General features: G+C 29.7%; 15 protein-coding genes and 1 tRNA gene. 3 read left to right on the forward strand and 13 right to left on the reverse strand.

Features of this window, described 5'->3' with window-relative positions; translation table 11 throughout:
* Positions 1-60: 60 nt before the first annotated feature.
* The 13 genes from GXM21_RS09905 to GXM21_RS09965 all read right to left on the reverse strand — a co-directional run bounded on the left by GXM21_RS09905 (position 61) and on the right by GXM21_RS09965 (position 10193).
* Positions 61-960 carry a LysR family transcriptional regulator gene (locus tag GXM21_RS09905; protein WP_008539935.1) on the reverse strand — a complete coding sequence of 300 codons (900 nt, stop codon included), beginning with the start codon at positions 958-960 and terminating at the stop codon, positions 61-63.
* A 181-nt stretch (positions 961-1141) separates the two neighbouring features.
* On the reverse strand, positions 1142-2209 hold the full coding sequence (locus tag GXM21_RS09910; protein WP_008539934.1) for an iron-containing alcohol dehydrogenase family protein: 1068 nt from the start codon (positions 2207-2209) through the stop codon (positions 1142-1144).
* A 97-nt stretch (positions 2210-2306) separates the two neighbouring features.
* Positions 2307-3134, reverse strand: a complete 828-nt coding sequence (locus GXM21_RS09915; RefSeq protein ID WP_008539933.1) for an Mrp/NBP35 family ATP-binding protein — start codon at positions 3132-3134, stop codon at positions 2307-2309.
* A 114-nt stretch (positions 3135-3248) separates the two neighbouring features.
* Positions 3249-3479: a helix-turn-helix domain-containing protein gene (locus GXM21_RS09920; RefSeq protein WP_008539932.1), complete on the reverse strand. Its 231-nt coding sequence runs from the start codon at positions 3477-3479 to the stop codon at positions 3249-3251.
* A 161-nt stretch (positions 3480-3640) separates the two neighbouring features.
* Positions 3641-4582 carry an IS30 family transposase gene (locus GXM21_RS09925; protein ID WP_008539931.1) on the reverse strand — a complete coding sequence of 314 codons (942 nt, stop codon included), beginning with the start codon at positions 4580-4582 and terminating at the stop codon, positions 3641-3643.
* 110 nt (positions 4583-4692) lie between these two features.
* Positions 4693-5448 (reverse strand): HlyD family secretion protein, encoded by a 756-nt coding sequence (locus GXM21_RS09930; RefSeq protein WP_008539930.1) that lies wholly within the window; start codon positions 5446-5448, stop codon positions 4693-4695.
* A gap of 248 nt (positions 5449-5696) precedes the next feature.
* Positions 5697-5936: a TetR/AcrR family transcriptional regulator gene (locus GXM21_RS09935; protein WP_008539929.1), complete on the reverse strand. Its 240-nt coding sequence runs from the start codon at positions 5934-5936 to the stop codon at positions 5697-5699.
* Positions 5937-5998: 62 nt separating this feature from the next.
* Positions 5999-6511 carry a hypothetical protein gene (locus GXM21_RS09940; protein ID WP_008539928.1) on the reverse strand — a complete coding sequence of 171 codons (513 nt, stop codon included), beginning with the start codon at positions 6509-6511 and terminating at the stop codon, positions 5999-6001.
* Between the two features lie 48 nt (positions 6512-6559).
* Complete coding sequence (locus GXM21_RS09945) at positions 6560-7576, reverse strand: ATP-binding cassette domain-containing protein (RefSeq protein WP_008539927.1); 1017 nt, start codon at positions 7574-7576, stop codon at positions 6560-6562.
* A 13-nt stretch (positions 7577-7589) separates the two neighbouring features.
* Positions 7590-8276 carry a GTP-binding protein gene (locus GXM21_RS09950; RefSeq protein ID WP_008539925.1) on the reverse strand — a complete coding sequence of 229 codons (687 nt, stop codon included), beginning with the start codon at positions 8274-8276 and terminating at the stop codon, positions 7590-7592.
* Between the two features lie 159 nt (positions 8277-8435).
* The gene (gene panD / locus GXM21_RS09955) at positions 8436-8819 is read right to left on the reverse strand and encodes an aspartate 1-decarboxylase (protein WP_008539924.1); all 384 of its coding nucleotides are present in this window, start codon (positions 8817-8819) and stop codon (positions 8436-8438) included.
* 2 nt (positions 8820-8821) lie between these two features.
* Entirely contained in the window at positions 8822-9676 is an 855-nt protein-coding gene (panC, locus tag GXM21_RS09960; RefSeq protein WP_008539921.1) for a pantoate--beta-alanine ligase, read from the reverse strand.
* Positions 9677-10117: 441 nt separating this feature from the next.
* Positions 10118-10193: transfer RNA gene (locus tag GXM21_RS09965), tRNA-Thr, on the reverse strand.
* Positions 10194-10346: 153 nt separating this feature from the next.
* On the opposite strand from GXM21_RS09965, the gene GXM21_RS09970 reads away from it, so the two are divergent.
* The 3 genes from GXM21_RS09970 to GXM21_RS09980 all read left to right on the forward strand — a co-directional run bounded on the left by GXM21_RS09970 (position 10347) and on the right by GXM21_RS09980 (position 13196).
* Positions 10347-11228, forward strand: coding sequence for a LysR family transcriptional regulator (locus tag GXM21_RS09970; protein WP_008539918.1), 882 nt, complete (start codon positions 10347-10349; stop codon positions 11226-11228).
* A 111-nt stretch (positions 11229-11339) separates the two neighbouring features.
* Positions 11340-11990 (forward strand): HAD family hydrolase, encoded by a 651-nt coding sequence (locus GXM21_RS09975; protein WP_008539912.1) that lies wholly within the window; start codon positions 11340-11342, stop codon positions 11988-11990.
* Between the two features lie 18 nt (positions 11991-12008).
* A complete protein-coding gene (locus GXM21_RS09980; protein ID WP_008539911.1) occupies positions 12009-13196 on the forward strand; it encodes an iron-containing alcohol dehydrogenase in 1188 nt (395 codons plus the stop codon).
* Position 13197: the final 1 nt, after the last annotated feature.

A 13197-nucleotide genomic window follows, 5' to 3' on the forward strand; every position in this document is an offset into this window, starting at 1 on the left:
GTCAGCTTTTTACACTGACGATTTTAATTCATATTTTCAATTATCCTGCATACACTAAACTCAATTATTGTTATTTTTATTATATAAAGTATTGATATAATCAATGAAAATCTTTATATATTTATATTTTGGATTTGTTTTTTTATACAATAGATGGCATTTTAAAGTAAAATCTGGTTCTATATCATAATAACCATCAAAAAAGCCCATAGCATTTAACAAGCGTTTTGGCAATACAGCCCCCACCTGATTTTGTTGACAATAATGCATAATCGCATATGGAGTAGCAAACCAAGCTTCCACTTGAGGATGACAACCTAATTTACTAAAATAGTTCTTTATAGTAGAATTCATTAAATAATATGGAGAATACTGTACCATTGGATATTGAGCGATTTCTTCTACATTGATGATATTACCTAAATGCTCAATATTTGGCGCATAATAAACCATTTCTTCATCACAGAAAAATATATTTTCATATTCATCATCTTGTAAATCCTTTAAGGAAAATGATGATACTATATCTAATTTATCTGCTTCTAACTGATTTATCAATTCTTTTGCTTCTAAATTATAAACATTAATCTTTATATTAGTGTTGTATTTTTTAAAATAAATTAAGTGCTGATTGATAAATACATCGCCTAAAGACATCAACGCACCTACAGATAAAGAAACTTCTTCTCCTGCTAATTTTTTCATTTCACTTAAAGATTGTTTTAATTCCGATACGATTTTTTCCGCTTTAGCTAAGAAGATTTGACCTTCTTTAGTAAGTTCTATTGTATTTTCTCCGTGAACAACTAATTGAGTACCAACTATTTCTTCCAATTTTTTCATTTGAAAACTAAATGCCGAACGAGTAACATTTGCTTCTCTAGCTGCCGTTGCTATATCTTTTACTTTGCTATAAATAATAAAATTTTCTAATTGTTGAATGCTTGGTAATTCTATCATGCAAATCCCTTTCTATTATTAATGGCGTAATAACTTAATCTTTTATTAGTATATCACAATCAGAGTACACTCACTACTGCAAAATATTTTTTCTCATTCTTGATAAAAAATAATCTATTACTTATCTTACAATTTTCGTGAAAAACCAATACATATATTATATATCAAAATATTTTAGAACTCAAAAAGTTTTCTTGTGCTTTAAGGTTTCGAGTATATCTATTGCTTCTTTTATCATCTCTTTTGTGATATTATATGGAGCAAAACTTAAATATTTATCTTGTAAAATTAAATCAATTATTTGCTTTACATCTTTTATCCCTAAATCCATTAAAGAAGTAGGTAAATCTAGTTTCTGATTAAAATCATATACTTTCTCTGCCTGTATTAATTGCTTATCCACAAGTAATAATAATAATACACCTAAGCTGACAATCTCACCATGCATATGACCTTTACAATCTGGTATTTTCACACTAGCTAAATAAAGTGAATGAGCTAAACTACTATTGTAATTTAAATTTACTAAAACAGAAACTAATCCTGTATTTACAATAATCGTCAATACAGTTTGGATAAATTCATCAGATACAATATTTTTTTGAGCATCATCTAATGCCTTTACTCCATATTGCAATAATCTTTCTGAACAATCTTTTGCTATTTGTACCCCTAAATTATTTGTGTGATTTAAAATTCTACCTCTCGTATTAAAACAAACTTCATATTGTTTAGATAAAGCATCACCAATGCCAGCACGCAGATATTTTATAGGTGCATTACTTATGATTTTTGTATCTATAAAACAATGAATAGCTGGTTTTTGTGCATCATAAAATTCTACTTTATCTTTGCCATATAAAATACATAAAGCTGTAACAGGAGCACAATTTGATGCTATTGTCGGAAATGTAAATACAGGCTTTTTCAGCATATCTGCTAAAGCTTTACATGTATCCATACTTTTACCACCGCCAACAGCAAATATCATATCTGCCATTTGCACTGTTTTCATATTTTTTAATCGCTCAATATTTTCTCGTGTAGCATTACCTCCATACCAAATAAAATCCAATAATTTTATATCTGTCCCTTTCATCGCAATAAGCAATTTATCTTTTACTTTACTTAAACTAATTTCACCGCCAATTACAATTGCCGTTTTGCCATAATTACTGCAGATTTGAGGTACTCTCTTATATACATCTTCACCAATACTATAACTTGGTAAATATACTTGCTGACTCATTTTACTCCCTCTAATCTTAAATATTTTTTATAAAAAAAGTCTTTCTGCTTAAACAGAAAGACTTTTTAGTTTACTTATTAAATTCTATTTTTATGAATTATTTTCCTTCTAAAATGCTACCTAAAGAATTTAAAAAATCGCCTTCAAAAGTTTCAAAACTACCTTCATCACATTTTTGAGCTAAACTTGGATTTATTGGAAGTGTAGCTGTATGTTTTATACCATATTTATTAGCTTCTTCTTCTACTTTTGATTTACCAAAAATATAATGTTTTTCATTGCAATTAGGGCAAACAAAATAAGACATATTTTCTACAATACCAATAATTGGCACGCTGAGTAATCCAGCCATATTCACAGCTTTTTCTACAATCATAGATACGAGTTCTTGTGGTGTTGTAACTACGATAATACCATCAACTGGTAAAGATTGATATACAGTAAGTGGTACATCACCTGTTCCTGGAGGCATATCCACAAACATATAATCCACTTCACCCCAGTTTACATCGCTCCAAAATTGTTTTACTACTCCACCAATAATAGGGCCACGCCAAACAACAGGATCTGTTTCATTATCTAAAATCAAATTTGTAGACATAATTTTTATACCAGTTTTTGTCTGTGCTGGTGTCATGCCTTCTTGTGTTCCTGTTACTTTTTCTTTAAGATTAAACACTTTTGGTATAGATGGACCTGTGATATCAGCATCTAAAATTGCTGTTTTATAGCCACGACGTTGCATTGTTACTGCCATCATAGAAGTAACTAAGGATTTACCAACGCCACCTTTACCACTCATTACAGCAATTACTTTTTTAATATTTGAACTTGGATTGTTTGGTGCTAATAAACTTTGAGGAGCTGTACGTTCTCCACAAGTCGTACCGCAACTTGCACAATCATGATTACAATTTTCGCTCATTATAAATAGCCACCTTCTACATAAGATATTAATCTATATTATATCATATCTTTTTTGAGTTTAAAGCTATTATATCTTTCTATATTTTTTATTTACTTTTCTATAAATTTTGGGCTAAATTTTTTCTTCAAATAATAATTTAATATCAATATCTAAGGCTTTGCTTATTTGCATTAATGTAGATATCGGTACTCCTTTACTATAAATTCCTCTTTCAATTCTTGATAAATATGATGTGCTTATTGAAGCTCTAAATGCTAATTCTTCTTGTGTATATCTTTTTAATTTGCGAAAATAAGCTATCCTTGCCCCAATCAATCTATATTGTGCTGAAAAATCTACCATAAAATCACCTTCTGCTATATTCTTTAAATTTATTCTAGCGAAAAATTTATCAATTTAGTTGTACTAGCAGGACAATAAAATGGATTATTTAGTTATTTTTTCAGCTTAATTATCCCAATTTATAAAATAAAAAATATCATTTATTTATATTTGATGAATTGTCAATCCAAGTGCGACACTTCTTTTAAAAATAAATTAAATGGATTATCCCAATTTAAGCATTTTCTTGGTCTCCTATTTAATAATATTAATTTTTCTATTAAATCATCATTAGATATTTGTCCTAAATCTGTTTTCTTTGGATAATATTCTCTTAACAACCCATTTGAATTTTCGTTGCTACCTCTTTGCCATGCTGCATATGCATCTGCAAAATATACTTTTATATCTAATTTTTCTACTTCTTTATAACATGCAAATTCTTTTCCTCTATCTGTCGTAAACGATTTTAACGCCTTTTTTGGTAATACTTTCACTAATTTTTTTATTACTTCTAGCATTGATGAAGCTGTTCTATCTTTTATTTTTATTGCCACATAAAATCTTGTTTTTCTTTCTACAAATGTTGCTAAACAATCTTTAGATTTTCCTCTACTAGATACCATAGTATCTAACTCCCAATGACCAAAAATTTTTCTACATTTTACCTCTTTTGGTCTAGTTGAAATACTACTTCCTATTAAGAATTTACCACGAGTTTCCTTTTTTCTACGTTTTCCTTTATGCCGTAAATTCTTGAGCGAAATACCTTTTAGTTTACCAGTATAAATCCAATTATAAATAGTTTTAAAGGAAAGTTTACCGTTTAAAAGTGCATTAGAAATCTGTTCTGGAGACCAGTTTTCATTTAATTTTTCAGAAATAAGATTAGAAAGAAATTCATTATATTTACCACAATAAGAAGAATTTTTACGACGTTTAAGATAGTTATTGTGAGCAAATGTAGAGCAATAATTGTTTTCAAATTTATTGCGAGAAAGTTCTCGAGCAATAGTAGAATGATGACGATGTAAAAATTTAGCAATAAAACGGGTAGAATAACCTAAAATAGAAAGAACCTCTATACGAATACGTTCAGATATGGTAAGATGATGATAGCTCATTATGAATTTTCCTTTCGTGTAGGTTTTGTGTGGTAACTTTATTTTACACGAAAATTCATAATGAGTTTTTTATTTTTTTAGGTGTCGCACTTCATTATACAATCCATCATTTACAAATAAAAAGCAATATCTATATATACAATAACCCAACTATCTGTTAAATCTGCTATAGTCAAAATTGCTTGTCCTTGATTAATATATTCATTATTTTCAAGATTTTTATTTAATATGACTCCTGTAATTGGACTATATACTTTTGTATCTGCTAAAATACTCTCATTGGCATTAGCTTGTGCAATTAATTTTTCAACCTGTTGCTGTTGTGCTTCTATCTGTTTTTGTCTTGTTCCTGCTAAAACTAAATCATAATTTTCTTTAGCAATATATAGTTCCTTTTCTGCTACATCGACAGCTTTTTGCATATCATCTAAAGTTTGCTTACTTATTCCACCTACATCATATAATTCTTTATTTCTTTTTAAATCAGTTTGAGCTTTATCAAAAATGACTTGTGCCTTTTGCAAACTATTTTCTGCCATAGCAATTTCTTGTTTCCTTGCGCCATCTTTTAAATCTTGCAGTTTTGCTTGTGCTTCTTTCACAGCTTGCCAATCACCAATATTTTGAGCCTGCAAATCTTCTCGTTCTATCTCACAAACAAAATCTCCTAAATTTAAATTATCTCCTTCTTCTAATTTAAGATTTCTTATATATCCTGTTAATCTAGGTGTAACATCATATTTTGTTACTTCTATCGTACCTGTTGCTGTCAATTTATCCACTTTATCATAACAAAAATAGTACCATCCTATACTCACTAACATAATTAACAATATCACAACTAAAGCAATTTTCTTCTTTGGCATATTATATCACCGCCCTTATATTAATTATGTCATAGGCAAATTTTCTGTTCAATCGACAATTATTTCTTTACTGTCGATTTTTCAATACAAATATATTATTTATCACCGGTTTTACAATCTCCAAATAATCTTCTATAGATAATCTATCTTTATATTTATACATATATAATAAAGCATTAAGATGTCCATTTATAAAAAACTCGACAGCCAATTCCGCTTTTAAATCATTTTTATCTAATCGAAAAAATTTATATATATTTTAAAGTATATTTATCTTCTTGATTTAAGAAAAAACAATTTAATATATTTTGTATAAAAAAATCTTCTTGTTCTTGCTCTAATAAATCGTATATATCTTTAAAATATGTATAAAATACACTTCTATGATATCCTGCTTTATCCATTAATTCTTTTATTATAATTTTATTAATACTTTTTTCTCGATATATTTCCCAAAAAGCAATTATAATATTTTCCTTTGTAAACAATAAATTCACCTCAAAAAATAAGATTGATTAGCTAAATTAACTAATCAATCTCACTAAAATTATCAATAATAATATCCTATATCACCAACAACAATAGTCTTAATAACATCTCTATTATCAAAGAAAAAATATAGTGGCATATTCGGATGATCTTCACTGTCGGCTAAATAGCACCAAGTAGTCCCTTGTGTTTCTCTATAATTTCTATCAGGATCACCATAAGCATATAATACATCATTTTTGTTCATGCCCACTCTTATCCCCAAATTAGTAGTGATATTATCTTCATTGCAGATTATCGCTCTAATTCTGCCATTTTCATTATATCCGCCATTTATATAATAAACCATCAATTCACCATTATAAGTTACTTCATTTATATTAAAACCATTGCAATTTCGCACTGCCAAATTTGCTGTTGGTCTACCATATACATAAAAACAAGAATCTATCTGTTGATCAGGAGTAAGTCCTCCTATATTTAAATATGTATAAGGTATTCTAGCCTCTACATTTAATATATTACTAAAAATAATCCCCAAACAAATAACAATAGAACTCAATAAAAATCTCAAAATACTAACCTCTTTTATTTTCATTATACTTATTATATATTTCAATTATTAATTTATATTTTCTATCAAATCACCTAAACGCAATCTGCTTCTAATATTTAATAAAGTTTCATCTAATTGGCGAATTTTTTCAATACAAGCTTTTTCTTTTGCTGTTGTCTCTATAATTTTACTAATTCCGCCATTTTTTATCACAATGCGTTTATCAGCATTTAAAGCCAATAATGGATCATGCGTAGACATAATGACGATTTTTTCACTTTTTGCTAAGCATTTTATAGCTTTTTGTCTATCTATCCCTGCATTCTCAATTTCATCAATCAATACAATCGGTGAACTACTTATACATGCCACATCTGCTATCATCAAAGCTCTCGATTGACCACCTGATAATTGAGTTACTTTTGTATCTAAAGTAAATTTTTCCCCAGCTAATTCATTTGCCATAGAAAAACATTTTGTAATTATAGCCTTTTCATTTTCGATTTCTTTGCCTAAACGAACTTTAGCATGCATAGTTAAAAAATCTTCTACAGTAATATCCATGATAAAATTCATATTTTGTGATAATTGAGCTACTAATTTTCCTTCTAAATTAAATCTAGCTTCATCATCTAAAATTCTATCATCAATTAAAATCTGTCGTTTTGTCGGTGTATCTTCTTGTGCTAAACATTCGATATCTGCAAGTAATCTACTTTTTCCCGAACCTGTTGGCCCTACAATACTTATTACTTGCCCTGAAAAAATCTCTACTTGGATGTTTTCAGCTTCGCCCAATTTATTTTTGCCACCATTGATGGTTAATTTATGTACTTTTACTTCATCTTTATTTTCTAAATTCTGCATAGCTGAAAGATATTTTTTTAGTTCATCAGCAATATTGCCATCACGAATACCAACTTGCCATAAATCTTCCTCATCTATATCTTCAAAAGCCTTAGCAAAAGTCAAATTATCTGGCAAATTCCATAGACCTGTATTATCCAAATAATCTTTGATTTGAGGATATGCTTTTTTTATTTCTCCAATTGTATGAGTTTCTACAAATTCTTTAAAATCCATAATTTCCACCTAATCAATTAAATTCCATTTTCTTAGTCATACCTAATTGATATTTTTCACCAATGCGCATTTCATCTGTACAATATGAACATACAGCCGCTGGTGAAGTAAAACGCAATTTTTTTCCTTCTAATGTATCTATATCTTCAATTTTATTTATATATTTTTTCAACATAAATGCACCTTGACCAGTTATGCCATTGATAAAAATAACTTGTGCCTTAGGATTTGCTTGATAGACATTATACATAAATACTTCGCGTTCAGCTTGAGAAATAATATCTCCTTTAGTGATGACTATTACATCTGCAAATTTCACCATTGGCCCAATTTTTCTTGGTGTATTAATCCCTGATAAGCAATCTATTACACCAATGGCCAATACATCTTGAATATATGGTGAACAGCGATTGCAAAGACCTGCACTTTCGGTAATCAAATAATCTAAATTTTGACTTTTTCCCCAAGCTACAGCTTCTTCAATATTGCTGATAAAAAAATGGTCTGGACAAAATTTTCCTGATAAACCAATCTGTATCGGTATATTCGCTTTTTCATATGGTTCTTTATCAAAAGTCGTCAAGCAATCGAATTTAATAACGCCTGCTTTTTGTTTTTCTTTATGTAACACTTCTATTAATCGCAAAATTACAGAAGTTTTGCCCACAGATGGTGGCCCTGCTAAAGTTATTAATTTCACCAAAATCATCTCCATCATAAATTGCTAAATTTTATTATATAGCAATAAACTAAAAAAAAATAGGTTAAGCACTTTAGACTTTATTTTCATAAATCCATGCTCAACCTATTTTTACTTATTTTATAAAATTCTATTTTCTATTTAAAATAATATTATATATTAACCAATTTCGCCTTCAAGCTCTGTACCGCGTACTCTTACTGGTCGATTATGTTCATCAACCATGACTACATCAGGTACTAAATTTTGAGCTTCTTCTTTTGTCATCATAGCATAAGCAATAATAATAACTGTATCACCAACTTGTGCTTTACGTGCTGCTGCTCCATTTAAACAAATTACACCGCTACCACGTTTACCTGCAATTGTATAAGTTTCTAATCTAGCACCATTGTTATTATTTACTACTTGTACTCTTTCTCCTGGTAAAATACCTGCAAGCTCTAATAATTCCTCATCAATAGTGATGCTTCCCATATATTCTAAATTTGCTTGAGTTACTGTAGCACGATGAATTTTTCCATGAAACATATTATATAACATTATTATTTATCCTCCAAAATGACATTATCTATTAAACGAGTTGTACCAAATTTTACAGCTAAAGCTAATAATACTCTGCCTTCAATTTTATTTTCTACTGGTTTTAATCCTGGCAATTTATACATTTCTACATAATCAATTTGACTTGTTTTTTCAGTCTGTATAGTATCTTTTACTAAATTTAATATAGCTTCCACATCTCTTTGACCATTAGTAAATGCTTCTTTTGCTAAATTTAAACTCTTAGATAAAATCAACGCAGATTTTCTTTCTTCTGGAGATAAATAAGTATTTCTTGAACTTTTAGCAAGTCCATCAGCTTCACGAACGATAGGCATAATGCGAAGTTCTACATTGAAAAATAAATCATCAACCATACGGCGTAAAACTTCTGTTTGCTGAGCATCTTTTAAGCCAAAATATGCTCTATCTGCTCGAGATAAATTGAATAATTTACTAACTACTGTAGTAACTCCACGGAAATGAATAGGTCTTGTTCTACCACATAAAACTTTTGTGATATCACCTGTAACTTCTACCCATGTCATATCTTCATTAGGATATAAATCTTTATTTTTTGGTGCAAATACTACATCTGCTCCTGCATTTTGTGCCACTATGCAGTCATTTTCCAAAGTACGAGGATAGGCTTCATAATCTTCATTTGGCCCAAACTGAGTAGGATTTACAAACACACTGACGATTGTAATATCATTTTCTTTTGCTGAAGCATTAATAAGTGAAGCATGACCTTCATGCAATGCTCCCATAGTTGGTACCAAACCAATAGATTTGTTTTCCTTCTTAAAATTAGCGACTAATTCACGTAATTTAGCCACATCTTGACATAAAATCATTTTTTTCTTCTCCTTTAATGTTCTTATAACAAACAAAAAGAGACTATAATGAACTTACATAAAAGCACAAAAAAAGTACATCTCGACACGAAATGCACTTTCCCTATTGATTAAATATAATTGATTTGATTTCATAACAAAAAAATCCATCAACTATATTTTGTATTTAAAATTCTGCAAGTTCGTCTCGGTCATAGTGATCCAAGCGTCTTTTTTCTTTTTAAATTTTACCTTATTAAATTATTTTATTTAAAATTAAACAACTAAGATACAGTTCAAATTATTAATATATATTGATACTGTTCACTATTGTTTGTTACGAACCACATAATACCACAGAAAAAATTCAACTGCAAGTATTTAAATAAAAAAAGCTACTCATCATAATAATTATTATAAAGTAGCTTTTTGTTATAGTTTTAATTATATTATCTGTCAAAATGGAGCTGATAACAGGATTTGAACCTGCGACCCATGTATTACGAATACATTGCTCTACCAACTGAGCTATATCAGCATTAATTTTCTTTTATGATAAAATATTTTAAATTTATTGTCAATATTTGCTTCATATAATTATACAAAATATCAAATCTAGCTTATAATATAATCAAATATAAAGTATTCACATTAGAAATACTACCATTAGTTTGGATTTGGAGGCTTTTTTATGGAATTAAATCAACTAGAATATTTTGTTGCTCTAGCCCATATAAAAAACTTTACTAAAGCAGCAAAATCTCTGAATGTATCTCAGCCAGCACTTAGTCGTTCAATCAGTCGCTTAGAAAAAGATTTAAATATACCTCTTTTCATCAGAGATAGCCGTAAAGTAAATTTAACTCAATATGGTCAAACCTTTTTAACTTATGCTGAACGTATCTTGCAAGAATTAGAAACTGCCCGCCAAGATATAACTAATATGGCTGAACCAGATAGCGGAGTTGTAAATTTATCTTTTATGCACTCTTTAGGTGTATATCTTGTGCCAGAATTATTAAAAGAGTTTCGTAAAATCTATCCTAAAATACAATTTCGCCTTAGTCAAAATCATTCTTTCTTATTATCAAAACAATTATTCAAAGGAGAGTCCGATTTATGCCTTTGCAGTTCTCCGATAAATTCTGAAGGCATCGCTTGGGTTCCATTATTGACAGAAGAATTATTTATCATCGTTCCTTCAACTCACCCACTTGCTCATCGCAGTTCTATAAATATCACAGAAGTTGCTAGTGAACCATTTATTACTTTAAAACCAATGTATGGTTTACGCACTAAAACTGAACATATCTTTGAAGTAGCTTCTATTCGCCCTAAAATACGTTTTGAAGGTGATGAAATTGTTACTGTAGCTAGTTTAGTAGCAGCTAATTTAGGTGTTTCACTCGTGCCTAAAATTCCTGGAATGGAACATCTCGATATAAAATTCATTTCTGTAGATAATCCAAAATGCACTCGTGATATCGGTCTTGCATGGTATGCTAATAAACCTCTTTCCCTTGCTGCCCATCGTTTTCAAAATTTCATAATCGATAAATTTAACCATGAATAATCATAAATATATTTAAATATCCTTGCAGTTTTAGATTTTGAATGATATGCTAAGTTATTGTAAGTGTAAAATTACTTACAATATTAATATATAAAATGGAGGAGCACCTAATTGAAAGCAGTTATTTTTGATATGGACGGAGTCATAATCGATAGTGAATCCATTCATGCTGATATGAAAATACGCACTTTAACACATTTTGGTATCCCTTGTAGTATGGAAGATTGTGTAGCCTATGTTGGTCGTTCTGCCAAAGCATTTTTTACAGATTTTGCCAAATTTGCTACAACTCCCGTTTCTATTCAAGAAATGGTCGATTATAAACATCGCATTTATTTAGAATATATTCAAGAAAGTAATTCCATCTATCCTATTGATGGCGTTTTAGATTTACTTTATCAATTACACAGCGAAGGTATTCCTGTAGCTTTAGCTTCTTCTGCTGATAGAAAAGTTATCAATGCTGTTTTAATAAAATTCGGCTTAATGGATTGTTTTGAATATATTTTAAGTGGTGCAGAACTTCCTGCTAGCAAGCCAAACCCTGCAATTTATCAGTTAACAGCTAAAGCTTTAGGCTTTGCGCCAGCTGATTGCGTAGTAATTGAAGATGCTACTGCTGGTATTATGGCGGCTAAGGATGCTGGAGCTTATTGTATCGCATATGATAATCCAAATTCTGGCCCACAAGATTTATCTCGTGCTGATAAAATCGTTTCTTCATTATCTGATATAGTTGTTTCTGATATTCTTCAAAATTAATTTTGTTGAGGTTTTATTATGGAAAAATTTAAATTTTACTGTCCTACAGAAATTATTTTTGGCAAAGATAGTGAATTATCCACTGCTTCATTAATCAAAAAATACAATGGTCATAATGTATTAATAGTATATGGCGGTGGCTCAGTAAAACGTTCTGGACTACTTGATAAAATTTGTCAACAATTATCCAATGATAATTTATCTTATATGACCTTAGGTGGCGTTCAGCCAAATCCTATTGTTTGCTTTGTAAATGATGCTGTAAAAAAAGCATATCAAGCTAATATTGATTTTGTCTTAGCTATCGGTGGCGGTTCTGTCATCGATACAGCTAAAGCCATTGCACATGGTCTGAAATATCCACAAAATGATATTTGGGATATCTGGACAAAAAAAATAACCTTGACTAATACTACTCCTATGGGTAGCATTGTTACTTTAGCTGCTGCCGGTAGTGAAACAAGTGATTCTGCTGTTTTAACTAACGAACAAACAGGTCAAAAACGTGGTCTTAGTACGCCATTTAATCGTCCATGTTTTGCTATTATGAACCCTCAATTAACTTACAGTGCCCCAAATTATCAAAAAGCCTGTGGTATTGCCGATATTTTAATGCATACATTAGAACGTTATTTTGCCAAAGAACAAAATAATTATCTCACAGATTATATAGCTGAAGGTCTATTAAAAGATGTCATCGCGCAAGCTCCAATCATGATAAATGAGCCTACAAATTATATTGCTCATAGTGAAATTATGTATGCTGGTTCTTTGTCCCACAATGATATAACAGGTCTTGGTCGCACTAAAGATTTTAGTGTACATAAATTTGGTCATGAATTAAGTGCTAAATATAACGCTACTCATGGAGCCTCATTGACTGCTATTTGGTCATCATGGGCTAGATATATCTATCAAAAAGATATTCAGCGTTTTTGTCATCTAGGAAAAATCTTATTTAATATTGATACATTAAATAAAACTGATGAAACTATTGCCCTTGAAACTATCAAACATTTTGAAGACTTCTTCACTAGTCTAAACTTACCTATAAATATCAGCCAATTAGTAGGAAAAACATTAACTGATGAAGAATTGACTTATCTCACTTCAATGTGTACAGATAATAATACAAAAACCATCGGTAATTTTTCACCATTAAATTATCAAGACGTCTATGCTATTTTTAAATTAGCAAATCATTAAG

Origin of the sequence: Megamonas funiformis, from assembly GCF_010669225.1 — a bacterium.
Taxonomy (GTDB): Bacteria; Bacillota; Negativicutes; order Selenomonadales; family Selenomonadaceae; genus Megamonas; species Megamonas funiformis.

Coding starts and splice junctions, on each gene's coding strand:
- GXM21_RS09970 (WP_008539918.1), top strand. CDS start 10,347: ATGGAATTAAATCAACTAGAATATTTTGTTGCTCTAGCCCATATAAAA.
- panD (WP_008539924.1), bottom strand. CDS start 8,819: ATGTTATATAATATGTTTCATGGAAAAATTCATCGTGCTACAGTAACT.
- GXM21_RS09910 (WP_008539934.1), bottom strand. CDS start 2,209: ATGAGTCAGCAAGTATATTTACCAAGTTATAGTATTGGTGAAGATGTA.
- GXM21_RS09930 (WP_008539930.1), bottom strand. CDS start 5,448: ATGCCAAAGAAGAAAATTGCTTTAGTTGTGATATTGTTAATTATGTTA.
- GXM21_RS09920 (WP_008539932.1), bottom strand. CDS start 3,479: ATGGTAGATTTTTCAGCACAATATAGATTGATTGGGGCAAGGATAGCT.
- panC (WP_008539921.1), bottom strand. CDS start 9,676: ATGATTTTATGTCAAGATGTGGCTAAATTACGTGAATTAGTCGCTAAT.
- GXM21_RS09915 (WP_008539933.1), bottom strand. CDS start 3,134: ATGAGCGAAAATTGTAATCATGATTGTGCAAGTTGCGGTACGACTTGT.
- GXM21_RS09905 (WP_008539935.1), bottom strand. CDS start 960: ATGATAGAATTACCAAGCATTCAACAATTAGAAAATTTTATTATTTAT.
- GXM21_RS09980 (WP_008539911.1), top strand. CDS start 12,009: ATGGAAAAATTTAAATTTTACTGTCCTACAGAAATTATTTTTGGCAAA.
- GXM21_RS09945 (WP_008539927.1), bottom strand. CDS start 7,576: ATGGATTTTAAAGAATTTGTAGAAACTCATACAATTGGAGAAATAAAA.
- GXM21_RS09925 (WP_008539931.1), bottom strand. CDS start 4,582: ATGAGCTATCATCATCTTACCATATCTGAACGTATTCGTATAGAGGTT.